Genomic DNA, 25,203 nt, shown 5'->3' with positions numbered 1-25,203 from the left:
TCAGTTGGTCGTGGCGGCGACCGCCTCCACCCTCGGGGTGAACATGTAGCCGCCGGAGCGCACCGTCTTGATCATGGTGGCCTCCTGCGGATCGGGCTCGATCTTGCGGCGGATGCGGCTGACCAACACGTCGATCGAGCGCTCGAACGAGCCGGCACTGCGCCCCTGCGTCAGGTCGAGCAGGCTGTCGCGCGACAGCACGCGGCCGGGCCGCTCGCAGAAGGTCCGCAACAGGTCGAATTCGGCGCTGGTCATCGCGACCCGCGCGCCTTCGGGATTGCGCAGCTCGCGCAGGCGGATGTCGATGCGCCAGCCGAGGAACGACAGCGTGGTCGCGCCCTCGATCGCGCTGGCATTGCGGGCGGCAGTCTGCCGGCGCAGCACCGCGTTGATCCGCGCCAGGAGCTCACGCGGGTTGAACGGCTTTGCCAGGTAATCGTCGGCGCCCATCTCGAGGCCGAGGATGCGGTCGACGTCCTCGCCGCGCGCGGTCAGCATGATGATCGGCGTCTGCGATTCCGCGCGCACCTTGCGGCACAGGCTGAGGCCGTCCTCGCCCGGCAGCATGACGTCGAGGATCAGAAGATCCACCCGGTGGTCGGCCATCGCCCGGGCCATCTCGCGGCCGTCGGATGCGGTGGTGACGTTGCAGGAATTGGTGCGGAGATACTTTGCGATGAGGGCCCGCGTCTCGCGATCGTCCTCAACGACAAGGATATTGGGCGCTGCCTGGGTCATACCGAGTCTTTTGTCCGTGATTCGGGGAGAGCGGCTGAGGAATCTTGTTTCAGTATGTTTCCACACTGTTGCGCGGCACGGCCATAAGCAACTAACAGTTCCCCGGCACCCTGAAAAGTTATCGTTCTGTCATCAAGCCTAAGGTGCTGAAATATCGACAGGATTTGGGAGACACCCGGCCGGCCCGATCGGGGTGCCGTCCGCTGGTGATCGCTGCAGTCGTCGGTCGACCGAAGGCGGTATTCAAGCGGGCGGCCCCGTTTTCTGAATTCCAGCTCGTTCCATCGGCTGGCCGCATCGTAACCATGCTTCAAAAAAGGGGAGGGTGGCTGCCGCATTGCGACGGAACCAGTGCCGCTGACGCCGAGTTGATTCAATCTTTCAGGCATGGAGGGTGAGATGGCAGCGGACGTCATGACAAGGCCGCATCAACTCATTGCAAGCGATCGCGTCGAAGGCACCGCGGTGCGGCGGCCCAATGGCGACATGATCGGTCACATCGAACGGCTGATGATCGACAAGGTTTCAGGCAAAGTGTCCTACGCCGTGATGAGCTTCGGCGGCTTCCTCGGCATCGGAACCAACCTGATCCCGTTGCCGTGGGCGCGGCTGCACTACAATCCGAAGTTCGAGGCCTATCAGCTCGACATCGACGATGACGAGCTGAAGCGCGCACCTTCGTTCCGCGCCGACAAGGATTTCGACTGGGGCGATCGTTCACAGGAAGCCGAGTTGCATCGCTTCTACGGCGTTCCGCCCTACTGGGGCGGCTTTTGATCGCACGTTCCATAGGAACGGTTGCGGAGATTACGGGTTCTTCACGTATCGATTTTGCGAAGTGAGGAGAGCCCATCAATGTTAGTCAAATCCATCGTCGCCGGCATCGCCGGCTCCGCGTTGCTTGCGAGCGTTGCGTTCGCGCAGACACCAACCGACAAGAATGACAAGGCCGGAATGGCCCCTGCGGCCACGACGTCGGCGTCGCCGACCTCGTTTCAGGGCGACTGGCGTGCTTCCAAGATGGTTGGACTCAAGGTCTACAACGACAACAATGAGAGCGTCGGCTCGATCAACGACCTGTTGATGGAGAAGGGCGGCGCCATCAAGGCAGTGGTGATCGGTGTCGGCGGCTTCCTTGGCATGGGCGAGCATCTGGTCGCCGTGCCGCTTGAGAAGGTAAAGTTCTCCAACGAGCCCGTCGCCTATACCGGTGCGAGCGCGTCGAACACGGGCGCCGGCAACACCAAGACGTCGACGACCACCACGGGCGCCGCCACGACCGCGCCTACGGCAACGTCAAAGTCGAATCCCTGGTATCCCGATCACGCGATCTTCAACGCGACCAAGGACGAGCTGAAGGCGATGCCGGAGTTCAAGTACTCGACCGAGTAACGCATCGCATCATCCGAGAAACAGAAACGCGCCCGGTGATCCCGGACGCGTTTTTTTGTTCGACATCGCGCAAACCTCCGCCTGGTTCATATTGCCGCCAATCGTTTCGCCTAGAGTCCCCCTCGACTTCACGACACCGATCGGGAATATTCCGACGCTTGCAAGAGGTGACCACCATGGATGTCGACAAGGCTACTGCAGTGATTACCGCAGCCGGCATCGGGCTTACCGATCGGCGCCGGAACGGCACGGATGATGGCTGGTCCCTCAGTTTCTCCAATGGCGCCGCCGTGGAAGTCAGGGACGATGGGAAAATCTCCGCCTCCGGCAAGGGGGCCGAGACGGTCGCAAGCCTGCTCGGCCTGCCCGGAGACTGAGGCTGCGACCTGGAAGTGGAGACTTGGAGGCGGAGACTTGGAGGCGGGCAACCAGCCTTCATTTCGCCGGCTGATATCCGTCGGTCAGGGTTCCGAGAAAGACGACGACATCGTCGATCTCGGCCGGGGTCAAGGCTGGCGCCTCGCCTGCCTTGCGGTCGAACGGCGGATCCATGTTGACATTGGCCTTCGGTTTTTCGGGCAGGTCGTCATATTTGTCGATGCTGCCGTCGGCCTTGCGTGGGTACCAGATTTCGGGCCGGGTCTCTCTCTCAACATAGAACCGCACGGCGTCGCGCAGGGAATGCATCGCGCCGTTGTGGAAGAAGGTCTGGCGCAGCGCGACGTTGCGGAGCGTCGGCGTCCGGAACAGGCCGCAATAATCCTCGCGCTTCAGGAAATCCGTGCGCAGGGGTCCGCACAGGCCGAGATCGAAATAGGCCGGGTCCTTGTTTGCGGGAATGTCAGGATTGCGCGGCACCGCGAGCGCGATCAGCCCGTAATCGGTGAACTGGGGCGGGGTGCCGTCATTGCCGCGCTTGCTGATGTGGCAGGAGGCGCAATTGCCCTTGTCCGGCGCATTGAATAGCTCGAGCCCGCGCGCTTCCTCAGGGCTGAGTTCGGCCTTGCCGGCCAGCATTGCGTCATATTTGCTCGAATAGGGATAAAAGGTCTGATAGTCCTGCTGGTACACTTCGAGCGCCTTGAGGGCCGTCTTGTAGACGGTTGCCGGATCGGCGGCTGCCTTGTTGGGCCCCTTAAGTCCGGCAATTGCCGCGATCTCCTTGCCATGGCCCGCAGCGAGCACCCGGCGGGCCACGTCGGCCTCGTTCCGATTGCCCATCTCGAAATCCGACAGCAGCGGAATCCTGGCCTGGTCGGCGCCACGGTCGACCCGACCATCCCAGGTGAGGCCTCCGGTCGGGCCGTTGTCGATGCTTTCGTCGGCCTCGTCCTCGGAATCGTGGAAATGCTCGGTGAAGGGCGGCACCACATGCAGATATTTCAGGGAAGGGACCGCACGCGTCCCCGGTTGGCGCATGTCGCCACCCCCCAATTGCACCGCGAGGGCATTGGTCGGACCGAAACCGTGGGCGGGATCGTGGCAGGATGAACAGGCAAGCTGGCCCGATGGCGAGAGCGATGGATCGAAAAACAGCGCCTGGCCGAGCGCGCCGAGCCGCTCGGCCTGCCGGCGCGCCTCGGCGCGTGACATCTCCGCCCCGGCCTGGCCGGGAACGACGATCAGGGCCGGCAGGACTATCGCCGAGACAATCGCCGATAAGAAAACCCACTGCTTAATCCGCATGTTGCAAACCGAGCCTATGGCTGGACACCTTCATGGTGGAACGTGCCTTCGGTGAGCGTCCGGGCTATGACGAAAACCGAACGGAACGATAGCAACAATCAGGTGAGCGGGGCTCGAATGCGAACGAAATCGGCGGTTGTCCTTTGTGCGTTGGGTTTCTCCATCGGTGGTTTCGGCCCGGCGCTGGCAGCCGGAAATGGTCCGGGTCCCAGTTCGCATTCATTGGCTCATTCGGGTAAGGATGCCGCCGCCGATCTGGCGCTGATCGACACGGTCGTGGTGATCTATGCGGAGAACCGCAGCTTCGATAATCTCTATGGTAGTTTCCCGGGTGCGAACGGCGTGTCGAAGGCGGCCGCCTCGACCCGCCTCCAGCGCGATCGCGACGGCAAGCCGTTCCGCGAATTGCCGCCGATCTGGGACGGCCTGACCGCCAAGGGCGTGACGCCGCCGGTGACCCAGGCCCAGACCGAGCATCTCCCCAATCGCCCCTTCTATCTGGACGACCCGAAGGGCTTCAAGCTCAGCTATGGCACCATCACGCACGACCTCTGGCACCGCTTCTACCAGAACCAGATGCAGATCAATGGCGGGCGCAACGACAAATTCGTCGCCCATGCCGACTCCGGCGCTCTGGTGATGAGCCTCTGGGACGGATCGAAAACGGCGATGTGGAAGGTTGCCGAGAAATATGCGCTGGCCGACAATTTCTTCATGGGAGCGTTCGGCGGCTCCTTTCTCAACCACCAATGGTTGGTCTGCGCCTGTGCGCCCACCTATCCCAATGCCGACACCAATCCGGCGAAGCCGTCGATATCAGTTGTGGAGGCGGACGGCGTGACGTTGAAGGAAGCCGCCAACTCGCCGAAATCCGCGGTGGATGGCATTCCGAAATATGTCAGCGACGGCAATCTCACCCCCGATTTCTACGCCGTGAACACCATGCAGCCGCCCTATCAGCCGAGCGGCAACGACCCCGCGAAAGATGGCGACAAGGCTTATGCGGATCCGACGAAGCCGACGACGCTGCCGCCGCAGCTTGAGCCGACCATCGGGGATATGCTCAGCCTCAAGCATGTCACCTGGGCGTGGTATGGCGGTGCCTGGCAGGATGTGCTCGACCATGGCAACAAGTCGCCGGTCCCGAACTTCCAGTATCACCACCAGGCTCTGAACTACTATGCGAGCTTCGCGCCCGGCACCGCTGCGCGTGCCGAGCATCTGCGCGACGGCGGGCTGGCGGGCAGCGAGTTCATTAAGGCGATCGACGACGGCAAGCTGCCGCAGGTTTCCTTCTACAAGCCGCAGGGCGATCTCAACGAGCATTCGGGCTATGCCGACATCCAGTCGGGCGACGCCCATGTCGCCGATCTGGTCGCGCATCTCGAGAAGAGCCCGCAATGGCCGCACATGCTTGTTATCGTCACCTATGACGAGAATGGCGGCCTGTGGGATCACGTGGCGCCGCCCAAGGGCGACCGTTGGGGCCCCGGCTCACGCGTCCCGGCCATCATCGTCTCCCCCTATGCGCGCCGCGGCTATGTCGACCATACGCCGATGGACACGACCTCGATCCTGCGCTTCGTCACGCGCCGTTTCGAGCTGCCGACCCTGCACGGCATCACCGTGCGCGACGCCGCGATCGCCGCTCACGACCAGAAACCGCTCGGCGACCTGACCAGCGCCCTGGTGCTGAAGGCCAAATGATGCTCGAGACCAAGTGATGCTCGAGACCACGTGATGCTTGAGGCCAAGTGACGCGGAGGCTGGGCGGCGTCATCGCACAGCCTGCTTCTCAAAGACCTACAGCCAGCACCTACGCCGCCTGAGCTTCGTATCGGGCTTGGGGCCAATTACGGTCATTGCGATAAGCGCGGATGCTGCCCAGGCCGCGACAATCAGCTGCCGAATACGCCGCGAGGCCACTCTTCGGAAAGCCAAATCTGTCGGTGATAAGCTCCATCGCCTGCCAAGTTGTTAGACGAGGCGAGGCGGGTCAACTCGAGTACTTGCGTCCCCAATTTCGCATGGCACCCACAATCGGGCCGAGGTCGCGACCCTTCTCGGTCAGCACGTACTCGGCCCGCGGGGGGCTCATCGAATAGAACCGCCGCTCCACGACGCCATTCTGTTCGAGCGTCCTGAGACGCTCCGACAATGTCGTTGGCGCAATGCTATCCAGCGAGTCCTGCAAATCCTGGAAGCGCCTCGCACCGTGCTGGAGGAGGTCGCGCAGGATAAGGCAAGTCCAACTCGATCCAATGACGCTGAGTGTGTAGGCCACCGGGCCTTCCGCTGCGGGCTTTTGGGGCTTTTGGGGCTTTTGCTTTGGCATAGGTCCGCTTTACCCGGCCATCACGACTTTGGCAATTGACTACAAAAAAACTAGTGACATCATGTAATGATAGTTACAACAGCCAATGGAGTTGTGCGATGACACCGCAAATCCCCGAATATCTCGTGGCCTTCGAGGCGGCCATCCGGCCCCTCGTAGCGGCTATTGCACTAGGCCTGATCTGGATCGGTGCGACACGCATGGAAGGACCCGCACAGTCGCGCTACGCAACCGCGGCTGTTCTGTCGGTGGTTCTCATTGCGTGGCTGGCCGTCGCTCAGTATTTGGGCTCGGCAAATGCGTATTTTGCGGCCAGCGAGAATGCGGCGCCGACTTTGCTGTTCGGTTTGCTGATCCCACTGGCGACCGCTGCCGTGGGCCTGCGGCTGTCGGGAAGAATTGCCAGCCTCGTCTCAGCGATACCGCTGCACTGGATCGTAGCGGCCCAAGTCTACCGCATCGGAGGTGGAATCTTCCTCGTCCTTTGGGCGGACGGACGCCTGCCCTGGCAATTCGCGCTGCCTGCAGGGATTGGTGACGTGATGACAGGCTGCCTTGCCGTCGTCGTGGCCGTGCTGCTGGCGCAAAAGGCGCCAGGCGCTCTGAGGGCGACCTACGGTTGGTGCCTCTTTGGAATCGCCGACCTCATCGTGGCGGTGACCATGGGGGCAATGACGTCCCCGGGTCGACCCCACCTCTTGGCCTTCGATGCGCCGAACCTCCTCATTTCATCCTATCCGCTGGTGATGGTCCCTACTTTCGCAGTCCCGCTGGCCCTTATGCTCCATGGCCTGGTTCTGTGGCGGCTGAGGCGAGAGAGCGCCTCGACGAGCAGGCTGGCCGCGGCGTGATCCGTCTCGCCCGATCAACCGCCCACGAGGGCGGCCGAGTGTCGCCCTCGTCCAATTATCTTGGCTGCCGCGAGTTCGATGCGAGCGCGCCGCTATGGCAGGCGGCGCCTCGCTCGACATGACGGTTTCAGCGTGGCGCGCCCGATTTCACCGGCTCGGTCAGGAAGCGTCCGGTCGATAGCTTCAGCGCCGGCTCTTCCACGGCGCTCGAGGCGGCCTGCTTACCTTCCACCATGGAGCGCAAGTCGGCGATCGCCTGGTTCATGCGTTCGCCGTATTTGGCCGCGGCGCCCTCGACGAACGCCTTGTCCTTCGGCTTCGGCCTGGCGATCCGCAGTTCCAAACGCGTCGTGCCGTTTGGACCGTCCAGAAGGGCGCGGGTCACCACGATCCGCGGCGCGCCGGGAACCGGAAGCGCGATGCTGACCGTCAGGTAGTCGACGGGGCGCCAATCGAGCGTCTCCTCGATGTTGGTCGCTTTGCCGTGCATGCAGTGATTCCTGGTGCCCACACCGCGTCGCGCTTTGCCGGAATCCTCGATGATGTTGTCGGCGTCCCACCATTTCTGCCATTGCCCGGGCACGGTGAGATGCTCCCACACCGTCTGCCGTGGGGCGGCGATATCGAACTCGAACGTGGCGCATGCGTCGCCGCGTGTTACCTCGTTGCGAATTCGCGCGTCTTCCTGCCGCCATGCCGCGTCGAGATCACGCGCCCACAGCATCACGTCGCCGATGATGTCGATGGTTTCGTGATGCGCGATGAGACCTTGCGCCAGCGGGTCGACGCCCATGGCGCGGATCGCGGCATCGCTGTAGAGCGCGTAGGCGCGCCCGCCGATCTTCTCGCTGACATTGTTCTTGAGCAGCCGGTGCACGAGAATGACGTCGCGCCCGGCGAGCTCTTCTCTGCCGCCCATCTTCTGCTTCACCATCTCGCCGTGATGGACGACGAATTTGAAATCGAGATCGCCCATCGCGACGCAGGCCTGGCACTCGCAAGCCGAGGCCTGGCGAACGTTGCGCAGGCGCCGGCGGAATTTGAAATAGGCGCCCTCGATCGCGTCCTGCAGCAGCGAGCCGTCGATCTTCTCGTCGGTCGTATAGACGAACGCGGCGTCGCCCTCGAACTTGGCGAGGCGAAATGGCGGGCGCAGCCCTTTCACCATCGTGTCCATGAAATCGGCGATGATGTCCTGCGCGTGCTCGAGCTCGACCGCCGCGAGGAAGTTCGTATAGCCGGAGATGTCGGCAATAGCGAAATATGCCGCTTCAGCCTTCGGAAGCATCGAGACCTCCAACGCAATCGGTTCGCTCCGATCGTGCGGACGCGCAGTTTGTCATACCGCGCCCTCCGCAGTCGAGGGCCAAGGAAAGCGCCGGGCAGAAGTATAGAAACTGCGTCCCCTCTCCCGCTTGCGGGGGAGGGCTAGGGTGGGGGTCTCTCCGCGAGTCGTATCGTGGAGAGAGCCCCCACCCGGATTGCGTCTGGCGATGCGATCCGACCTCCTCCGCAAGCGGGAGAGGTGCAGCGAGTCTGTGGCTGAGCCAATCAACCTGGCGTTATGGTGCTCCAGGCCTCACCAGCCCAGTTCGCGGAGATAGGTAGCGCGCGCGGCAACGCCGGTGTGTGTGAAATCGGTAAAGATCCCATCCACGCCGAGACGGAAGAACTTGAGATCTTCCAGGCCCGGGTCGCCGTGATAGTCGGCAGCCAGATATTTCTTCTCGTTTCGGAATGTGAAGGGATGCACGAACAGACCAAGCTTATGCGCGTCGGCAATGACGCTGGTTGCTTCCTGCGTCGAAGCGTCCGGCGTCGATCCCTTGTAGGGCGTGCCGTCGGCGTTGCTGTCCTTCCACGGCGAAATCTTGTACGGGACGAGGTAAACCTTCCACGGACCGATGCCGTCGGCATAGGTCTTGATCTCCGCAAGGCCCGCGGGGGTCAGCATCGCATCGAAGCCGCGTCCGTCACCCGCAACGGTCCAGTCGTACGGACGGGAATTGGCGATGTTGTTGAGGAGGACCTTGCCGGCCTTGAAGTCGACACCGTTACCGTCAATGAGCTGGACCTGCCGCGTCTCCAGGCCATGGCTGCGCATATATTTCAGGCTGCCGGGCTCGAAGCTCTGAACAAAGATGGGAGCGTCCTTCGAGTTGAGGCCGTTGTCCTTGATGATCTTGATTAGCGCATCCTCGAGCGGGTGGCTGCCCGGCGCGCCGCAGCCATTGGCGATCGCCTGGGCATTATTCCAGGTCGGATTCTTGGTTTCCGGATAGACCGAGATGGTACGGCCCGTCTCCTTGCTCTTGGCCTTGGCGAGGTCGACGATCTCCTGGAAACTGATAATCGGGAATTTGCCGTTGAACACCTTCGGCCTTTCATTGGCCGCATCATAGGTGGTGCCGGAGATCCAGTTCTTCAGCTCGGCCATCGTGAAATCGGTGATCGACCAATCATTGGTATGGTCGTCGCCGTCGACGATCAGCGCTTTCAGCACCGATTTGGGATCGCTGGGATCAACGAGATCGGTGGGATATTCGGCCGGCCCGCTTGCGGCGGATTGCGGCCATTTCACCTTGACCATGACGCCCGGCGTCGTGCGCTTGCGGGCCGCCACCGCCGCATTGGTCTTCGCCACCTCGGCCACGTTGGTATTGTCGCTCAGCCAAGGGTTGTGACGTGCGACCAGAATGCAATCCTTGGTCAGGTGCAGGTCTTCTTCGAGGGAGTCGGCCCCGAGGGCCGCGGCCAGCTCATAAGATGCCTCGGTCTCTTCAGGCATCAGCCCCGGCACGCCGCGATGCCCGATGACCAAAGGCTGCTTTCCATCGAGGGTGAGGAAGGGCTTGGCGCCTGATGGCGCTGAGGTAGTTTGCGCAGACGCCATCGATACCGGGAGGAGCGCCAAAGCCGCCGCACCGAGCAGCATCGCTCCAACATGTAGTTTCCGTCGTGAACGACCGTGCTTCATGGCCTAGCCTCCATCTTTGACCTGGCATCGCTTCGTATGCCACAGGGCCGAGCCGAATAAGGCCCACGCGTTTGTCTTCTTGTCTCAGTTCTCTGACAGTCGGATGACCGCCGGGCGGCCCCGGGCAGGCAAAAATTCCTGGGGATAGGCCCCGACCTGCAAATGAGGGGGACGCGGTTCGCCGGGACGCCATCGCAAAAGCAGATGCCGGGATCGGCCTCGGCTTCATTGGGAGGCGCCGGCTCGCACGAATATGATTATATGATAATTATCATTCATTGAATGTCGTTGCGTCACCGACTACGTCGGGCGAGCGTGCCGCGCAGGGAAGAGACCCGCGGCACGCCGCCTCAGTCGGGTGAGATCAGTCACCCGGAGCGCAATGATGCCATCATCAACCGTCGGGAGAACAGTCATGCCGCTCGTCCGGATCGATCTTCGCAAGGGCAAGGATGCCGCCTTTCGGCGGGATGTCGGCAATGTCGTGTACGAGGCGATGCTGAGCGTCGGGGTGCCGAAGGACGATCGATTCCAGATCATCAGCGAGCACGACGCCGGAAACTTCCTGTTCGATCCGAACTATCTCGGGATCCACCGCAGCGACGATCTGGTGATCATCCAGATCACCTGGAACGAGGGCCGCGCGCTGGAGCAGAAGAAAGCGCTCTACAAGGCGATCGCCGGCGGCCTGTCGGCGCTTGGCGTTCGCCCGGAAGACGTCTTCATCAACCTCGTCGAGGTCAAGAAGGAGAACTGGTCGTTCGGCAATGGCCTGGCCCAATACGCGTCTTGATCCCGTCGAAGAGGCGTGGATCGCTCGTACGATCCACGCCTCCTGGCTGGACCTCGAAAGATAATTCGAGTTGAAAGCGCTTAGTTCGGCTTCACCAGCGGGCAGCCGCCTTTGTCGAGCGGACGGAACGCCTCGTCGCCGGGAACGGTGGCGATCAGCTTGTAGAGGTCCCACTCGCCCTTGGACTCTTCCGGCTTCTTGGTTTCGAACAAATACATGTCGTGGACCATACGGCCGTCGATCCGGATGTGGCCGTTCTTGGCGAAGAAGTCGTTGACCGGTGTGGCCCGCATCTGCGCCATCACCTTAGGCGCCTCATCGGTGCCGATGGCCTCGATCGCCTTCAGATAGTGCATGGTCGCCGAATAGAGGCCGGCCTGGATCATGGTCGGCATGTGGCCGACCTTGTCGTAGAAGCGCTTGGAGAAGGCGCGGGTCTCGTCGTTCATGTCCCAGTAGAATGCGTCGGTCACGATCAGGCCCTGGGTCGCCTTCAGCCCCAGCGAATGCGTGTCAGTGATCTCCATCAGCAGCGCGATCATCTTCTGGCCGCCCTGGGTGAGGCCGAATTCGGAGGCCTGCTTCAGCGCGTTGGTGGTGTCGCCGCCAGCGTCCGCCAGCGCCACGACCTTGGCCTTGGAGGCCTGCGCCTGCAGCAGGAACGACGAGAAGTCCGACGAGTTCAGCGGATGGCGGACGCTGCCCAGCACCTTGCCGCCGCTTTCCTTCACGACATTGGCGGCATCGCGCTCCAGCGCCATGCCGAAGGCGTAGTCGGCGGTGACGAAGAACCAGGTGTCCTCGCCGCGCTTGACCATCGCCTTGCCGGCGACGTTCGACAGCGCGTAGGTGTCGTAGGTCCAGTGCACCGTGTTGGGCGAGCAGGCGGGGCCGGTGAGGTCGGAAGAGCCGCCGCCGGAATTGATGTTGATCTTGTTCTTCTCGCGCGTCAGCGCCGAGATCGGCAGTGCCACCGAAGAGGTCGGGACGTCGAAGATCGCGTCGACCTTCTCATTGTCGTACCAGTTGCGCGCGATGTTGACGCCGACGTCGGGCTTGTTCTGATGGTCGGCCGAGACCACCTCGACCGGCTTGCCTTTCACCTGGCCGCCGTAATCGGCGACCGCCATCTGGACGGCGGCGACCGAGCCCTTGCCGGTGGCGTCGGCATAGAGGCTCGACAGGTCGGTGAGCACGCCGATCTTCACGACGTCGTCGGAGATCTGGGCGTTGGCCGCGGTGCCGGAGGCGGCTAGCGCGAGGCCGGCCGCCACTGCGGCCAAAAGCGATTTCATCAATGTCTCTCCCTGACTTCTCATTAAGGATTTGGTTTCACGGGGCACCTTGTACCCGGTGCGGCAACCGGCCGCAAAGTCGACTTTTTGGGCACACAAGGTATCGACGGACCGCCGGTTTCCGCGGCTTACAGCCCCGGCAGCGCCGTCACGGCCGCGTTGATGGTGCCGTCGGTCTCCACGATCACCCGCAGCGTCTTCGAATCGAAGGCGATGTCGGCAAGGCGGACGCTGGTGATCTCGGCATCGACGCGAATGCCCGGCTCGTTCTTCTGCAGATCGGCGATGGCGGAGGCGATCTTGCGTTGTGCGTTGTTGGCGAACGGCTTCAGGTCGATGATCAGTTTGTCGGCGAGCGCCTGTTGCACGTGCGGGATCGCCGCGCGCGCGGCGGCGCCGAGCAGGCCAAATGCAGCCTCGGATTCGACCGCCAGCTCGACGTCGTTCAGCCGCAGGGTCTGCGCCTGCTGGTCGAGCCGCGGCCGGCCCCAGATGTGCACGGTCGCCTCGGCGCCCAGGCCGAACCAGCTGGTCTTTTCCTTGGCGTGCACCAGCAGCGAGATCAGCAGGCGGTCGCCGGAAGCGGCAACGCTCGCATGCTTGATAGTGACGTCGACCGGACCGGAGCCGTCTTCGGGAAAGATCTTGTCCCTGAGCTGGGCCTCGATGAGCTGGGTCAGCGTGATGAACGACATGTCGACCGGCAGGCCGATCGCGACCTGGCCGGGCATCGGCGGCACGATCGAGAGCTTCTCGGGGAACGGGCAGGTCGGGGTGGTCTGCGTTTCGGTGATGCGGGTCTCGGCCTCGATTCCCATCGTGATGATCATCGATGACGCATCGACCTTCGGCTGCGCCGCGATCGCGCGGGTCGGCCGCAGCTCCAGCCACATCGGCGGCATCGACGAGGTGCCGCCGGTGCCCTGCAGCGGGATCGAGCGGCAGGCCTTGGTCCATTGGGCGCGCGCGTTGTTCTCGAAGGTCGGGTCGTTCTGCAATTTCGCCTGCACGGCGGCAATCTGGTCGGCGACCTGCTTGTCGATGACTGGCTTGACCTGGGCCGGCACGCTGACCTTGACGCCGGCGGCCGACAGGCTGGAGTCGCCGAGATTGACCTGCGCCTGCAGGTTCGGCTCGATCCGCCAGGATGCGCCGAGCTTCGGCCGCGAGGTGAGGGTGACATTACCTTTGATTTCGGCATCGGCGTTGAGCTGCTTGATGTTCACGGCGGCGATCTGCTTGGCGACTTTGCCGCCGAGCAGGCTGCCGAGGGCGTCCCCGACCGCGCCGGTCGCTTTGGCCGAGAGTGAGCCGGTGACCTTGAGCGTTCCGTTGATCGGGGTTGCCAGCGTCAGCACGTCCTGCGCGCCGGTGACCGCAATCGGCCCGCGCGACGCGGTCCAGCCGATATCGGCGTTCTGCAGGATCTGCGAGACCGGATTGTCGGCCTTGCCGGTAAAGGTCTTCGGGGCGCCACGCTCGGCGGCGTCGCGGATCGCCGATAGCGCGACGGCAACCTGGGCCACGATCGTCGACGAGCGCGGTGCCGCCGGCAGCGCCGGCAATTGCGCTAGCTGCGGCTGCGGCACGGTGGCACGCGGTGCGAGCCAGTTCATGGCCATTAGGCTGGCCGCGAACGACACCGCCACTACGGCGATCCCAAGCAATATCGTCTTTGGATGCATCGGAAGACGCATCATTCCCCCGGATCAATGAACTCAACGGGGTTGTACAGGCCTGCCGACGGCGGCGCCAGTGTGGCCGGATCGGGCTTCTTCGGCGGCGAAAGCTGGTAGCCGCCGCCGATGCGGCGGAGCGGTTAACGATCACAAACGCTCACGAACGCGACAACGGCCCCGGCGGGATGCCGGGGCCGTTGTCGATTTCTGGTCGGTGTCTGAATGTGTCCGGTTTAGCGGACCGTCGAGCCGAGATCCGCGCGGCGATCGGTCATCGGCATCACAATCACCTTGGTGCCGACCTTGACCCGCGAATAGAGGTCCGTGACGTCTTCATTGGTGAGGCGCAGGCAGCCCGAAGAGACGTGCGTGCCGATCGTCTCCGGCGCGTTGGTGCCATGGATTCGGTAGACGGTGCCCCCGAGATACATGGCGCGGGCGCCGAGCGGGTTGCCGGTGCCACCAGCCATGTGGCGCGGCAGATAGGGCTGGCGGGCGATCATCTCCGGCGGTGGCGTCCAGTCCGGCCACTCCGCCTTCTTGGTGATGGTCTGGGTGCCGGACCAGGTGAAGCCCTCGCGGCCGACGCCGATGCCGTAGCGGATGGCCTGGCCGCCGCCGAGCACATAGTAAAGGTAGGTGTGCGGGGTATCGATGATGACGGTGCCGGGCGCCTCGCGGGTCGGGTAGGTGACGACCTGGCGCTTCAGGCGGGCCGGCAGTTCGCCCGAGCGGTCCTCATCCTGGACCTGCGGCGCGGACTGCACCGGCGGGGCCGCCTCGGTCTGCGGCATCAGGATGAACGGGAAGATCGGCAGCGGAGCGGCTGCTGCGGAAGCGGAAAGAGCAACGGTACCAATCGCCAGCGCGCCCAAGGCGGCGGCAGCGAGACGCGAGTTCAGCCTCATGGAATTGGACATTGTCGACCCCTGTTGTTTGCGCCCTGCGCGCCAGTTCGGCGCGTTGTTAAGCAAACCAGTACAGGTCAGGCGTTTCAGGACGTTTGCACGAAATCGCCAAAATGGTTTCGTGGCGTTAGGGAATTGTTTCGTGCGTGTTTCGTCGGGGCGGTTAACGGCGGGTTGCCGGCCTTCAGGAATGGACGTATCCGGCCTCGACTCCGCGATTGCCGCCTAGCCGGCGCGCATCCTTGCCAAGCCCGTCTTGTCACTGCCGAGCGCGGCGCGGCGGTCGGCGACGGCGTGGTGGAATTGCTCGAGCGTCAGACCGATCACCGAGAGATCGCCTTCCTCGATCGCGCCGTCGTCGTAGCAGTTGAGCGCCTCGCGCAAGAGATCGTCGGCCTGGACCTGCATCGCCGCCAGGTCATCCGTGGTCTCGGCACCGCGCACCTTCGAGACCAGCACAAGCAAATTGTCGCGATGGGTGACGTATTGCTCGCGCTCGTTGCGCTTGAGGTAGTGTCGCAGCCAGGCGCCCGCCGAGCCGAGGCCCGACAGCAGCAGGATCCCGCCCCAGATGTAGTCGGAGTATTTGTCGAGGAAGGTGCGCTCGGTGCCATCGATATAGGCCGCTGCGCCCGGATGTGCCGGCAGCGCGGCATCCTTGTCGGTGTCGGGCTTTTCGATCTTGGCGGCGCTCGGAGCGTCGTGGGCGATCTGCGGGCGCACCGTGAAGATTTGCCGGAGCAGCGCGCCGACGATCGCCTCGTGCAGCCTGTGCTGCGCGACGATCAAATGATTGACGCTGACGGTCTCGATCTTGTCCTCGGGTCGTGCGGGAGACGACGAGAAGATGCTGCCCGGGATCTCCTCGGACTCGTAGAGCGGATGTTTCTGCGCGATCGCTTCCGAGACGTCGATCGGCAGGAACTTCGGTTCGCCGCGCGTGGCCGCCGTTGCCGCGATCGCGTCGGCGGTGATCTTGCTGTCAACCGGCCCGACGGCCATGTAGGCGTCGAGCGAGGTGTCGCGCGCGAGATCGGCGATCTGGTTGACGGCGAAATGGCTGACCGCAACCTTGTCCGGGTTGACGCCGGACTCGGTCAGGATCACGCGCAACAGCGTGACGTTGGCCTCGGTGCGGCCGATGACGCCGATCTTGCGGCCGGCGAGGTCGTCGATGCTCTTGACCTTCGAGACCGAGGACCGCTTGACGCCCTTTGCTGGTGCGCCCGACGGCGCCCACAGCACCACGACGTTCTTGCGCACGATCGCAACCGATCCGGCGCCGGCCGGCAAATTGAGATCGCCGCGTGCGACCGCGAGGTCAACCTTGTTCTCGGCGAACAGCGCGATGCTCTCGGTGGCGCCCTGGGTCGTGACCGGCCTTAAGCGAACCGCGCTGCCGTCGCGCGCAAAGGCCTGCGTCAACGCCTGGACCAGTTTCAGGTCGTCGCTGCCGGGCGGCCCGACCGCGATCCGCAACGTTACCGGACGCAGGCCGTAATAGAGCGTGCTGGCGAGGATGCCGAACAGAAAGATGCCCGCCGCAAGAATCAGCAGCGACGAATTTCTTCGCTTGAGCCTGGGGCGCGCGACGCCGGGATTTTCGCTCTGCTCTGACATCTTACTGTCACGATACACCAAAAAGCCGCGGAACGCCGTGAAAAAGAACCTTACATTTCGATGACGTCATACGTTTGAAACATCCATGTCAGAACGTCGTGCGAGCAGAATCAAAATTAACGATTTGGATCTCCTGCAATGCGCATACTTGTTGCGACCGATGCTTGGCATCCGCAAGTCAACGGCGTGGTGAGGACACTGACCTCGCTGGCGCGTAGCGCCGCGACGCTTGGCGCCGACATCGAATTCCTGACGCCCGACGGCTTTCGCTCGGTCGGCGTGCCAACGTATCCGGGCCTGCGCGTCGCGCTGCCGAACCGCCGCGAGATCGCGCGCCGGATCGAAGAGGCCGCGCCCGACGCGATCCACATCGCGACCGAAGGACCGATCGGCTGGTCGGTGCGCGGCTATTGCCGCCGCAACAAGCTGGCGTTCACGACATCCTACACCACGCGCTTTCCGGAATATGTCTCGGTACGAACCGGGATTCCGGACAGTGTGGGCTACGCCGTGCTGCGCCATTTCCATGCCGCGGCGTCGATGACGATGGTCGCGACCGATTCGCTGCGGCAGGAACTCACCGAGCGCGGCTTCCGCAAGCTCGGCTTCTGGACCCGCGGCGTCGACACGCAGCTGTTCCATCCGGATGCGCCGGCCGCGCTCGATCTGCCGCGGCCGATTTTCATGACCATGGGCCGCGTCGCGGTGGAGAAGAATCTCGACGCGTTCCTGTCGCTCGACCTGCCGGGCTCGAAGGTGGTGGTCGGCGACGGGCCGCAGAAGGCGGCGTTGGAACAGAAATATCCCGGCGCGATTTTCCTTGGTGAGAAGAAGGGCCAGGACTTGACCTCGCATCTCGCCGCCGCCGACGTCTTCGTGTTTCCGAGCCTGACCGACACCTTTGGCGTCGTGCAGCTCGAGGCGCTGGCCTGCGGCACGCCGGTGGCGGCGTTCCCGGTCACCGGGCCGAAGGACGTGATCGCGGATCATCCGATCGGAGCCATCGGCAACGACCTCCGCAGCGCGTGCCTGCGTGCGCTTACAATGTCGCGCGCGACCTGCCGCAATTTCGCGCTGGAGCGTTCCTGGGAAAACAGTGCGCGTCAGTTCATCGGCAATCTGGCCAGGTTGCAGCCGAGCCGCGCCCCGCGGCCCGCCCGCCGCGTCGCCGGCCGGACTGCTGTTCCGAATTAAGACCTCAACCGAACGAGAGACCTTATCTATGGCAAATATCATCAAGCTCGACGCCAACCGGCCCCTGGACTTCGACCGCGAGACGGTCGAGCAGGCCTACGATCGCTGGGCGCCGATCTACGACCTCGTATTCGGCGGCGTGTTCAGCAAGGGCCGGCAGGCCGCGATCCAGGCCACCAACAAGATCGGCGGCCGCGTGCTCGAGGTCGGCGTCGGCACCGGCATCTCGCTGCCGCTCTACGGCCAGCACCTGCGCATCTTCGGCACCGACATCTCGGAAGCGATGCTGGAGAAGGCCAAGAAGCGCGTCGTCGAGCACGGCCTGAAGAACGTCGAGGGGCTCGCGGTGATGGACGCCGAGAAGCTCGAATTCCCCGACGATTCGTTCGACGTGGTGATGGCGCAATATGTCGTCACCGCGGTGCCGAATCCGGAAGTGGCGCTCGACGAGTTCGCCCGCGTGGTGCGTCCGGGCGGCGAACTGATCATCCTGACCCGCGTCAGCGCCGATGCCGGCATGCGCCGTTTCATCGAGCAGAAGCTCCAGCCGGTGGTGCGTCCGCTCGGCTTCCGCACCGCTGAATTCGCCTGGTCGCGCTACACCAAGTGGCTCGCCGGCACCAAGGGCATGGAGCTCGCCGAGCGCCGTCTGATTCCGCCGCTCGGCCACTTCTCGCTGGTCCGCTTCCGCAAGGTCGACGTGGCCAAGGCGGCCTAAAGAGGCCGCGTAGGATCGTTGACCGACCCTCATCTGTGAGGCGCCTCACTCAGTCGGGCGCTTCACCGTGGGGGGCACTGGTCGTATCGAAGCGCTGCTCCACATTGTTATATGTCATTATGATGATGTCACATGCCGTACATCGAATCCCTGTAAACCAAGTTCCGAGAGATGTTGGGGGAACCAATGATCAAGAATTTCCTGCAAGAATTGCGTACCCAGCGCTGGGATGACCATCGCTTTTATCATCACAGCCGGATCAACCAGAGCCTGCACTTCGTCAGCGCGCTGAGCTTCGTGTTCGCCTATGTGATGCTGTTCTTCGATCCGATGGTGTCGGCGCTGGTCGGCTGGCTGGTCTCGATGACCTCGCGCCAGGCCGGTCACTTCTTCTTCGAGCCGAAGGGCTACGACCACGTCAACCAGGCGACCCACGAGCACAAGGAAGACATCAAGGTCGGCTACAATCTGCAGCGCAAGGTCGTGCTGATGGCGATCTGGGCGCTGTCGCCGATGGTGCTTTACTTCGATCCGACCCTGTTCGGCCTGTTCAAGCCGTGGGTCACGATGGGCGACTTTACCCGCCAGGTGGCCAAAATCTGGCTCGTGGTCGGCGTCGGCGGCCTCCTGTTCCGCACCGTCCATTTGTTCTTCATCCGCGACATTGAGACGGGCCTGGTCTGGATGACCAAGATCATCACCGATCCCTTCCACGACCTGAAGCTCTATCACAAGGCGCCGCTGTTCCTGATGAAGGGCGAGCTGATCGATCCGGGTCTCGAGAAGCACGTCAAGCACGCCTGATCGTTGATCCCAATTTTTTCGAATTGCGTCATGCCCGGGCTTGTCCCGGGCATCTACGTCTTAGGGCTTCTGTGAACAGACTAGGCCGATCTGCCAGTTACGACGGGACTACGCTCCCTCTCCCGCTTGCGGCGGAGGGCTGGGGTGGGGGTGTCACCGCTTGCGACATTTTTTGTGAGGAGAGAGCCCCCACCCGTATCGCATCTGGCGATGCGATACGGCCTCCCCCGCAAGCGGGACAGGCGAAGGAAGGGGGCAAGCAGCTTGGAGGCGAATTGGCCTCAGCGCTTGAACCTCACCGCGACCATTTCCTTCAGGATCTGTCGCTTGATGTTCTTGTTGGTCACACCCGGCTGGTGCCACCACCAGCCGTCGCGCTTCATCTTCTCGCAGGCTGTGACGAAGCGGTCGGCGACCTCGGTGAAGTCGGCGTCGGTGTAGTTCAGGCTGAAGATCAGGCGGCCGGTGCCAACCCAGCTCAGCGCCAGTCCCTCAGCCCGCAGGTAATATTGCAGCATCCAGTTATAGCGGGACGGTGTGGTGTAATGGACGGTCCAGATCGACGAGATGTTGCCGACGCGGACGGGAAGGTCCTCGGCGGTGAGGCGGTCGTTCAGCGCCTTGGCGCGGCCGTTCCAGGTCTCCTCGAGCCCGTTGTAGATCGAGCGGAAGTTCGGGCTGGCCAGGCGGCTCAGGAACTCGTCCATCGCCGTCATGACGTAGGGATGCGAGTTGAAGGTGCCGCGGGCAAAGCAGACGTCGGCGGGACGGTCGTCGCGGAAGCGCCGCATCAGATCCTTGCGGCCGCAGACCACGCCGACGGGCAGGCCGCCGGCGAGGCTCTTGCCGTAGGTCACCATGTCGGCCTTGACGCCGAAATATTCCTGGGCGCCGCCGGGAGCGAGGCGGAAGCCGACGAACACCTCGTCGAAGATCAGCACGATGCCGCGCTCGGTGCAGACCTCGCGCAGCTTGGTCAGCCATTCGGTGTAGGCAGCGCGGTCGTATCGAGAGGAGCGCGAACTATCGACCAGCGCGGAATCGCCGGGCGCGTTGGAATTCGGATGCAGCGCCTGCAGCGGGTTGACCAGCACGCAGGCAATGTCCTTGCGGGTTCGCAGCACATGCAGTGTCTTGTCCGACAGGTCGGCGAGCGTGAAGGTCTCATGCGGCGAAACCGGGTTGCCGACGCCGGGCTGCACCTCGCCCCACCAGCCGTGATAGGAGCCGGCGAAACGGACCAGATGCGTGCGCTTGGTGTGGTAGCGCGCCAGCCGCACCGCCTGCATCACAGCTTCGGTGCCGGACATGTGGAACGAGACCTCGTCGAGGCCGGAGATATCGCAGAGCCGCTTGACGTTGTCGGCGATGATCGGGTGGTAGGGACCGAGCACGGGGCCGAGCGCATGCGCGCGCTTCTCGCCCTCGGCGATGCACTCCTTGTAGAAGTCGTTGCCGAAGATGTTGACGCCGTAGGAGCCGGTCAGGTCGTAGGATTCATTGCCGTCGACGTCGGTGACGGTGACACCCTTCGAGGCCTGCACGAAGGCCGAGGTGTTAAGGTGCTCGCGCACCAGGCGGCTGTACTGGAACGGCACGCGGTAGGTTTCGGTGAATTGCAGGTCGGAGATCCGGTCCGAGACCTCGGCCGTCATGGCGCGGCCCTTGGGGTAGCGATCCCCGTAGATGCCGGCGAGGCGGAAGAAGCCATCCTGGCGCTGCATCGCGACCTCGGACGGCGCGCCGTCGGAGCGGAAGAAATCGTCGATGTCGAATTCGTAGTGCGGGACCAGGCGCGCCACCATCTTGGACATCTTGGAATGTCCGGTCAGCGAGCGGTGCTTGGCGCGCGACAGGGCAAGGCGGGCTTTGACTTTGGGGAAAGCTGCGGCGGCGCCGGCAAGCGCGGCGGCGGACAGCGAGAGAATCGGAAGGGATGAATCCATGACAGAAGCGCTAGCGTCAGCACCTAACAAATTCATGACAGTCAAGGGCCTGATCTCGGCGTTCACCCAGCAGGAAGACCTCAACTTCCTGTTGACCAACCGAATCCCGCGGGCGGCGGTGACCCGGTTCATGGGCTGGTTCTCCAAGATCGAGAACCCGCTGGTGCGCGACGCCTCGATCGCCTGCTGGCGGCTGTTTTCCGACCTCGATTTGTCGGAAGCCAAAAAGACCGAGTTCCGGAGCCTGCACGACTGCTTCACCCGCGAGCTGAATCCCGGCCTGCGTCCGGTCGCGGCCGACCCCGCCATTATCACGAGCCCATCGGATGCGATCATCGGCGCGCATGGGCGGATCGAGGACACACAATTGTTCCAGATCAAGGGCGCGCCCTATTCGCTGCTCGATCTCCTCGGCGACCCCGACCTGGTCGAGCAGCACCGGAACGGCCGCTTTGTCACGCTGCGACTGACCTCGAGCATGTATCACCGCTTCCACGCGCCCGCGGACCTCACCATCGACAAGGTCACGTTCATTCACGGCGACGTCTGGAACGTCAATCCGATCGCGCTGAAACGGGTCGAGCGTCTGTTCTGCAAGAACGAGCGCGCGGTGCTGCGCACCCGGCTCGCGAGCGGCGAGGCGCTGACGCTGGTTCCGGTCGCCGCCATCCTTGTCGCGAGCATCCGGCTGCATTTCCTCGATGTCACGCTGAATGCACAAAGCAGAGGGCCGGTCGATTTTCCGTGCGAGGCGCATGTGAGGAAGGGCGACGAGCTTGGCTGGTTCGAGCACGGCTCGACCATCATCGTGCTCGCACCGGACAATTTCGAGTTCTGTGACACTATCGCGGAGGGAACACGAATTAAATGCGGCGAGCCGCTGCTGCGAAAGCCTGCGATGTGATCTCGCTTTTTTCACCGGCTCTTTATTTGAGCATGATCTCCGCACAAACGTTCCACATGTCGCGAGGGAAAATCGGTTTCCACTTTTCCGGATCATGCTTTAGTATGGATGCGATCGTCACGAGACGATCCTAAATCGCAAACCTGATGGACACGAGATGGCGCGGACGCCTGTTATGGCGGCGGGAGGCATTGTGCTGCGGCGGGAGACACCGCCGCGCTTTGCCGTCGTGCGCCTGCGCAAGCGCAACGAATGGGTGTTGCCGAAGGGCAAGCTCGATGATGGCGAGACGGCACGCGATGCCGCCGAGCGCGAGGTGCTGGAGGAGACCGGCCACGCCGTCGACGTGCACGAATTCCTGGGCACGCTGGTCTATGAGTCGGGCGGTCGCTCCAAGGTGGTGCACTACTGGCGTATGGATGCCGGCGGCAAGCCGGTGCGCGAGCTGATGAGCGACATCAGGGAGGTCGACTGGCTGCCGCTTGACGAGGCGCTCGACCGCCTGTCGCGCAGTTATGAGCGCGCATTCCTGGAAAGTGTCGGGCCAATCGCGTTGCAGGCGGCAGCCGACGCGGAGAGCGCGCGGCGGGCACGCGCGCGGGCTGCAGCCACGGAGAGGCGCAGCCGTCGTGCCGTGGCGTTGCCGCCCGTGGTCACGGAAGTGCCCGTGGTCACCGAGGTGCCCGTGGTCACCGAGGTGCCCGTGGTCACCGAGGTGCCCGTGGTCACCGAGGTGCCCGTGGTCGCGGAGTTGCCCGCACCGTTGGAGACGCCGGTCGCTGTGAACGCGCCCGTGGTCGAGGAGCCCCCCGCGGCGATGGAGCCGGACGAACCGCACGCACCGGTGCCGCAAGACGATGCGGTGGAGGCTGACGAAGCGGTGGAGGTGGAGAAGGCCGACGTCGTCGCGTCGGCGCTGCAGGACGATGTGGGAGAGGCCCGCGAAGTGGTCGAGGCGGCGGAGAAAGTCGCCGACACTGCCGTGCCGGCGGAGCAGCCGTCGTTTGTGACTGCCGCCGAGCCGGACGCGACCGCACCGGCGGACATCGTGCGCCGAAATCTCATTCAGCGCGTGCGGGACTGGCTGCGCCGCGCGGCCTGAGTAGCGGCACTCGTCCTACCTGCGCTTCTTTGGCGGCGGCTTGCCAGGCTTCGGAGCGGGCGGGCGGCGTTGCTGGACGCCGGGCCGCGGCGCGGCCGGCCGTTGCACGGCGGGCCGTGGTGCGCCGGGCGCAGCCTGCTGAATGCCCGGCGGTCGTGGCTGGCCTTGCGGGCCAGCCGCCGGCAGCGCGCCATTTTGCTGCGGAGCGCCCGGCGGCCGCACACTACCCGGCGGCTGCGCGCCTGCCGGCCCGCGCGGACTTCCTGGTTGTACACCGCCCTGACGGCCGGCCGGCTGCTGCACACCGGGCCGCGTCACACCTCCCTGTCGCGCCGGAGTCTGCACGCTCGGTGCGCGCGGCAGCGGCGCACCGCCGGGCTGGCCGGGCAGGTTGTGCTGCGCGCCGCCCTGCTGCTGGGTGCCCGGCTGCTGCGAGCCCTGCCGGCCGGGTGCGCCCGGTTGCTGCTGCTGGCCCGGACGGTTCGGCTGACCCGGTTGCTGCGGGGTGCCACGGTTCTGGCCCGGCAATCCGTTCTGCCGCTGCTGGTTCGGCTGCGCCGGCTGGCCGCGGTTCGGATAGGGCGCGGCCGGATTGGCGCGACGGAAGTCCGGATTGGCGCGGCGGAAGTCGCGCTGTTCGCTGACGACCTGCCGTCCCAATGTCTGCGCGCTGTGTACCGCGCGCACAAAGCCCTGGTCGCGCGCCATCTGCTGCGGCGAGATCGTCAGCGGCACCGCGGCGAACCGCGCGCCGCCCGAGCCCGGACGAATCGCAAAACCGCTCGCGCCCTGCGTCAGCACGCCGAGCGAGGCGCCGCTGCGGTCGTTGACCTCAATGCGTCCGACGTGTCCGTCGGCGTCGGGATAGAGCTTGATGCCGACATTGTTGTCGGTCGCGGTCGCGCCTTCCGGCACCTCCACGAGGCCCGTGGTGCCGCGGATGCCGAGGGTTGCCGTCGGCGTCGAGATCTTCATGTTGCCGGTCCTGGCGACGGCGGCGGCGACAAAGGCCGCCGTTCCCTTCGCGACGTTGAACAGCGCGTTGTTCTGCTGGCCGCCTTCTTCGTAGACGTAGCTGTCGATCTTGATCTTCGCGTTGGCGCGCAGGTTGAAGGTGGTGGCGTCGTTGAAGGTGATGCCGAGCGATGATGTCGCTGCGGTCGCGACTTCGTCATTGGCATAGATGTCGTCGCGGATCTGTAGCGGCGTCGTGGTGTTGTTGCGCGTGACGGTGGCGGTGCCGGTCAACGTCGCGACGTTGCCGATCGGCTCGGGCGCCGCAGCCTGCGGACTGGCCGCCGGTGTCGCAGGCGCCGGCGTCGCGGCTGGAGCCGGGGCGGGGGCCGGCGTCTGCGCAGGCTGTGTTTGCGCGAGTTGCATTGGTTCGGCGATGGCCTGCGCCTGCCAGCTCATCATGAACCCGGCACCAAGCAGAAGCGCCAAGGAGAGTCTGCGCCGCATCGCGATCAATTCCCGGGAAGCCCCTGACGGACGGACCGGCAATTGAGCCGCGTCAGGCTGAATGCCGTATGAACGGTGTTGCCTTGTTGTCATGGCAAGCCACGACGATCAAGCACCGCGTCGATCGCAGGCCGGTCCTGCGTGTCACGATGAGGCCGTCGCGGTACCGCCATCGAGGGCCAGCACGGCGTCACGTTCGGTGGCCGGCATGGCGTAGATGCGACGCCGGGCGATGAGGCGCAGGGCCGCATATCCGCCGAGGAACACCACCACCTTGCTGACGATACCGTAAATCGGCATCACCATGGCCCAAATCATCACATCGCAGGTCAGCGCGACGAACGCGTTCACCGCCGCGGACAAGAACATCAGCCCCGCCCAGGCGTAGCCGATCACGACGGCGACGTCAGGCACGACCGTCCTTGCGATCTCGGGCAGATAACGATTGAGCCAACCCGGCTTCAGCATCACGACGCCGACGACCGCATAGATCACGCTCGGCTTGAACAGCACGAAGCGCGGATCATGGGTGAGCAGCGTTGCGCTGCCGGCGGCGACGACCAGGAACAGGCTGAGCCACTCCATCATGTCGATCCGCTTTCCGCGGACCAACTGCAGCCCGATCTGCGCGACGCCGAAGGCGATGCCGAGCCCGACCGAGAGCGCCGTATTGTGCGTCAGAAGAAATAGCACAAGAAAGACGAAGGTCGATGCGAGGTCGAGCAGCAGCAGCCTGGCTGCGTTGAGGAAGTTTTTCATGAGACGTTGAACTCCGTTGTTCTGGCTTGCTGCGCGCGATG

Annotated in this window: 23 protein-coding genes; 11 read left to right on the top strand and 12 right to left on the bottom strand. The window is 64.0% G+C overall.

The annotated features are described in order from the left end of the window. Positions 1-738: a response regulator gene (locus ACP2YO_RS38385; protein ID WP_426436252.1), complete on the bottom strand. Its 738-nt coding sequence runs from the start codon at positions 736-738 to the stop codon at positions 1-3. A 399-nt stretch (positions 739-1,137) separates the two neighbouring features. Here ACP2YO_RS38385 and ACP2YO_RS38380 point away from each other — a divergent pair, with 399 nt between their 5' ends. From ACP2YO_RS38380 to ACP2YO_RS38370, 3 genes are all read left to right on the top strand, one after another. Beyond that, the gene (locus ACP2YO_RS38380) at positions 1,138-1,515 is read left to right on the top strand and encodes a PRC-barrel domain-containing protein (RefSeq protein ID WP_426436251.1); all 378 of its coding nucleotides are present in this window, start codon (positions 1,138-1,140) and stop codon (positions 1,513-1,515) included. A 78-nt stretch (positions 1,516-1,593) separates the two neighbouring features. After that, the gene (locus ACP2YO_RS38375) at positions 1,594-2,130 is read left to right on the top strand and encodes a PRC-barrel domain-containing protein (RefSeq protein ID WP_426436250.1); all 537 of its coding nucleotides are present in this window, start codon (positions 1,594-1,596) and stop codon (positions 2,128-2,130) included. Positions 2,131-2,306: 176 nt separating this feature from the next. Beyond that, a complete protein-coding gene (locus ACP2YO_RS38370; RefSeq protein ID WP_426436249.1) occupies positions 2,307-2,507 on the top strand; it encodes a hypothetical protein in 201 nt (66 codons plus the stop codon). Positions 2,508-2,565: 58 nt separating this feature from the next. Here the strand turns inward: ACP2YO_RS38370 and ACP2YO_RS38365 are convergent, their stop codons facing one another. Continuing rightward, positions 2,566-3,816: a cytochrome-c peroxidase gene (locus ACP2YO_RS38365; protein WP_426436248.1), complete on the bottom strand. Its 1,251-nt coding sequence runs from the start codon at positions 3,814-3,816 to the stop codon at positions 2,566-2,568. Positions 3,817-3,882: 66 nt separating this feature from the next. On the opposite strand from ACP2YO_RS38365, the gene ACP2YO_RS38360 reads away from it, so the two are divergent. Next, complete coding sequence (locus tag ACP2YO_RS38360) at positions 3,883-5,523, top strand: acid phosphatase (RefSeq protein WP_426436247.1); 1,641 nt, start codon at positions 3,883-3,885, stop codon at positions 5,521-5,523. A gap of 289 nt (positions 5,524-5,812) precedes the next feature. Here ACP2YO_RS38360 and ACP2YO_RS38355 read toward each other — a convergent pair whose 3' ends face one another. Then, positions 5,813-6,100, bottom strand: a complete 288-nt coding sequence (locus ACP2YO_RS38355) for a winged helix-turn-helix transcriptional regulator (RefSeq protein WP_426436246.1) — start codon at positions 6,098-6,100, stop codon at positions 5,813-5,815. Between the two features lie 149 nt (positions 6,101-6,249). On the opposite strand from ACP2YO_RS38355, the gene ACP2YO_RS38350 reads away from it, so the two are divergent. Further along, the gene (locus ACP2YO_RS38350; protein WP_426436245.1) at positions 6,250-7,002 is read left to right on the top strand and encodes a hypothetical protein; all 753 of its coding nucleotides are present in this window, start codon (positions 6,250-6,252) and stop codon (positions 7,000-7,002) included. 127 nt (positions 7,003-7,129) lie between these two features. Here the strand turns inward: ACP2YO_RS38350 and ACP2YO_RS38345 are convergent, their stop codons facing one another. Beyond that, a complete protein-coding gene (locus ACP2YO_RS38345; RefSeq protein WP_426436244.1) occupies positions 7,130-8,290 on the bottom strand; it encodes a DUF2652 domain-containing protein in 1,161 nt (386 codons plus the stop codon). Positions 8,291-8,581: 291 nt separating this feature from the next. Beyond that, positions 8,582-9,979: a glycerophosphodiester phosphodiesterase family protein gene (locus tag ACP2YO_RS38340; protein ID WP_426436243.1), complete on the bottom strand. Its 1,398-nt coding sequence runs from the start codon at positions 9,977-9,979 to the stop codon at positions 8,582-8,584. 415 nt (positions 9,980-10,394) lie between these two features. Between ACP2YO_RS38340 and ACP2YO_RS38335 the strand changes: the two genes are divergently transcribed. Beyond that, entirely contained in the window at positions 10,395-10,772 is a 378-nt protein-coding gene (locus tag ACP2YO_RS38335) for a tautomerase family protein (RefSeq protein ID WP_426436242.1), read from the top strand. 80 nt (positions 10,773-10,852) lie between these two features. Here the strand turns inward: ACP2YO_RS38335 and ACP2YO_RS38330 are convergent, their stop codons facing one another. The 4 genes from ACP2YO_RS38330 to ACP2YO_RS38315 all read right to left on the bottom strand — a co-directional run bounded on the left by ACP2YO_RS38330 (position 10,853) and on the right by ACP2YO_RS38315 (position 16,274). Continuing rightward, complete coding sequence (locus ACP2YO_RS38330) at positions 10,853-12,067, bottom strand: ABC transporter substrate-binding protein (protein ID WP_426436241.1); 1,215 nt, start codon at positions 12,065-12,067, stop codon at positions 10,853-10,855. A 128-nt stretch (positions 12,068-12,195) separates the two neighbouring features. Beyond that, positions 12,196-13,764: a DUF4403 family protein gene (locus tag ACP2YO_RS38325; protein WP_426443416.1), complete on the bottom strand. Its 1,569-nt coding sequence runs from the start codon at positions 13,762-13,764 to the stop codon at positions 12,196-12,198. 215 nt (positions 13,765-13,979) lie between these two features. Then, positions 13,980-14,666, bottom strand: coding sequence for a L,D-transpeptidase (locus ACP2YO_RS38320; protein WP_426436240.1), 687 nt, complete (start codon positions 14,664-14,666; stop codon positions 13,980-13,982). Between the two features lie 213 nt (positions 14,667-14,879). Then, entirely contained in the window at positions 14,880-16,274 is a 1,395-nt protein-coding gene (locus ACP2YO_RS38315) for a TAXI family TRAP transporter solute-binding subunit (RefSeq protein WP_426436239.1), read from the bottom strand. A 138-nt stretch (positions 16,275-16,412) separates the two neighbouring features. On the opposite strand from ACP2YO_RS38315, the gene ACP2YO_RS38310 reads away from it, so the two are divergent. The 3 genes from ACP2YO_RS38310 to ACP2YO_RS38300 all read left to right on the top strand — a co-directional run bounded on the left by ACP2YO_RS38310 (position 16,413) and on the right by ACP2YO_RS38300 (position 18,990). Further along, the gene (locus ACP2YO_RS38310; protein WP_426436238.1) at positions 16,413-17,468 is read left to right on the top strand and encodes a glycosyltransferase family 4 protein; all 1,056 of its coding nucleotides are present in this window, start codon (positions 16,413-16,415) and stop codon (positions 17,466-17,468) included. 28 nt (positions 17,469-17,496) lie between these two features. After that, positions 17,497-18,186, top strand: coding sequence for a methyltransferase domain-containing protein (locus ACP2YO_RS38305; RefSeq protein WP_426436237.1), 690 nt, complete (start codon positions 17,497-17,499; stop codon positions 18,184-18,186). 186 nt (positions 18,187-18,372) lie between these two features. Next, positions 18,373-18,990 carry a hypothetical protein gene (locus ACP2YO_RS38300; RefSeq protein WP_426436236.1) on the top strand — a complete coding sequence of 206 codons (618 nt, stop codon included), beginning with the start codon at positions 18,373-18,375 and terminating at the stop codon, positions 18,988-18,990. Between the two features lie 281 nt (positions 18,991-19,271). Here the strand turns inward: ACP2YO_RS38300 and ACP2YO_RS38295 are convergent, their stop codons facing one another. Beyond that, positions 19,272-20,936: an aminotransferase class III-fold pyridoxal phosphate-dependent enzyme gene (locus tag ACP2YO_RS38295; RefSeq protein ID WP_426436235.1), complete on the bottom strand. Its 1,665-nt coding sequence runs from the start codon at positions 20,934-20,936 to the stop codon at positions 19,272-19,274. 34 nt (positions 20,937-20,970) lie between these two features. On the opposite strand from ACP2YO_RS38295, the gene asd reads away from it, so the two are divergent. Beyond that, positions 20,971-21,840, top strand: a complete 870-nt coding sequence (gene asd / locus ACP2YO_RS38290; protein ID WP_426443415.1) for an archaetidylserine decarboxylase — start codon at positions 20,971-20,973, stop codon at positions 21,838-21,840. Positions 21,841-21,997: 157 nt separating this feature from the next. After that, positions 21,998-22,942 carry an NUDIX domain-containing protein gene (locus ACP2YO_RS38285; RefSeq protein WP_426436234.1) on the top strand — a complete coding sequence of 315 codons (945 nt, stop codon included), beginning with the start codon at positions 21,998-22,000 and terminating at the stop codon, positions 22,940-22,942. A 15-nt stretch (positions 22,943-22,957) separates the two neighbouring features. Here the strand turns inward: ACP2YO_RS38285 and ACP2YO_RS38280 are convergent, their stop codons facing one another. Both ACP2YO_RS38280 and ACP2YO_RS38275 read right to left on the bottom strand, forming a co-directional pair. Continuing rightward, the gene (locus tag ACP2YO_RS38280) at positions 22,958-24,403 is read right to left on the bottom strand and encodes a FecR domain-containing protein (RefSeq protein ID WP_426436233.1); all 1,446 of its coding nucleotides are present in this window, start codon (positions 24,401-24,403) and stop codon (positions 22,958-22,960) included. A 144-nt stretch (positions 24,404-24,547) separates the two neighbouring features. Then, positions 24,548-25,162, bottom strand: a complete 615-nt coding sequence (locus ACP2YO_RS38275) for an inner membrane-spanning protein YciB (RefSeq protein ID WP_426436232.1) — start codon at positions 25,160-25,162, stop codon at positions 24,548-24,550. Between the last annotated feature and the right edge of the window lie 41 nt (positions 25,163-25,203).

This window comes from Bradyrhizobium genosp. P, assembly GCF_049949265.1.
GTDB lineage: Bacteria > Pseudomonadota > Alphaproteobacteria > Rhizobiales > Xanthobacteraceae > Bradyrhizobium.
This window is presented reverse-complemented; position numbering and strand designations above follow the sequence as displayed.

Coding starts and splice junctions, on each gene's coding strand:
- ACP2YO_RS38310 (WP_426436238.1), top strand. CDS start 16,413: ATGCGCATACTTGTTGCGACCGATGCTTGGCATCCGCAAGTCAACGGC.
- ACP2YO_RS38285 (WP_426436234.1), top strand. CDS start 21,998: ATGGCGCGGACGCCTGTTATGGCGGCGGGAGGCATTGTGCTGCGGCGG.
- ACP2YO_RS38360 (WP_426436247.1), top strand. CDS start 3,883: ATGACGAAAACCGAACGGAACGATAGCAACAATCAGGTGAGCGGGGCT.
- ACP2YO_RS38305 (WP_426436237.1), top strand. CDS start 17,497: ATGGCAAATATCATCAAGCTCGACGCCAACCGGCCCCTGGACTTCGAC.
- ACP2YO_RS38370 (WP_426436249.1), top strand. CDS start 2,307: ATGGATGTCGACAAGGCTACTGCAGTGATTACCGCAGCCGGCATCGGG.
- ACP2YO_RS38295 (WP_426436235.1), bottom strand. CDS start 20,936: ATGGATTCATCCCTTCCGATTCTCTCGCTGTCCGCCGCCGCGCTTGCC.
- ACP2YO_RS38345 (WP_426436244.1), bottom strand. CDS start 8,290: ATGCTTCCGAAGGCTGAAGCGGCATATTTCGCTATTGCCGACATCTCC.
- ACP2YO_RS38375 (WP_426436250.1), top strand. CDS start 1,594: ATGTTAGTCAAATCCATCGTCGCCGGCATCGCCGGCTCCGCGTTGCTT.
- ACP2YO_RS38385 (WP_426436252.1), bottom strand. CDS start 738: ATGACCCAGGCAGCGCCCAATATCCTTGTCGTTGAGGACGATCGCGAG.
- ACP2YO_RS38320 (WP_426436240.1), bottom strand. CDS start 14,666: ATGTCCAATTCCATGAGGCTGAACTCGCGTCTCGCTGCCGCCGCCTTG.
- ACP2YO_RS38340 (WP_426436243.1), bottom strand. CDS start 9,979: ATGAAGCACGGTCGTTCACGACGGAAACTACATGTTGGAGCGATGCTG.
- ACP2YO_RS38350 (WP_426436245.1), top strand. CDS start 6,250: ATGACACCGCAAATCCCCGAATATCTCGTGGCCTTCGAGGCGGCCATC.
- ACP2YO_RS38365 (WP_426436248.1), bottom strand. CDS start 3,816: ATGCGGATTAAGCAGTGGGTTTTCTTATCGGCGATTGTCTCGGCGATA.
- ACP2YO_RS38380 (WP_426436251.1), top strand. CDS start 1,138: ATGGCAGCGGACGTCATGACAAGGCCGCATCAACTCATTGCAAGCGAT.
- ACP2YO_RS38300 (WP_426436236.1), top strand. CDS start 18,373: ATGATCAAGAATTTCCTGCAAGAATTGCGTACCCAGCGCTGGGATGAC.
- ACP2YO_RS38280 (WP_426436233.1), bottom strand. CDS start 24,403: ATGCGGCGCAGACTCTCCTTGGCGCTTCTGCTTGGTGCCGGGTTCATG.
- ACP2YO_RS38330 (WP_426436241.1), bottom strand. CDS start 12,067: ATGAAATCGCTTTTGGCCGCAGTGGCGGCCGGCCTCGCGCTAGCCGCC.
- ACP2YO_RS38335 (WP_426436242.1), top strand. CDS start 10,395: ATGCCGCTCGTCCGGATCGATCTTCGCAAGGGCAAGGATGCCGCCTTT.
- ACP2YO_RS38325 (WP_426443416.1), bottom strand. CDS start 13,764: ATGCGTCTTCCGATGCATCCAAAGACGATATTGCTTGGGATCGCCGTA.
- asd (WP_426443415.1), top strand. CDS start 20,971: ATGACAGTCAAGGGCCTGATCTCGGCGTTCACCCAGCAGGAAGACCTC.
- ACP2YO_RS38275 (WP_426436232.1), bottom strand. CDS start 25,162: ATGAAAAACTTCCTCAACGCAGCCAGGCTGCTGCTGCTCGACCTCGCA.
- ACP2YO_RS38315 (WP_426436239.1), bottom strand. CDS start 16,274: ATGTCAGAGCAGAGCGAAAATCCCGGCGTCGCGCGCCCCAGGCTCAAG.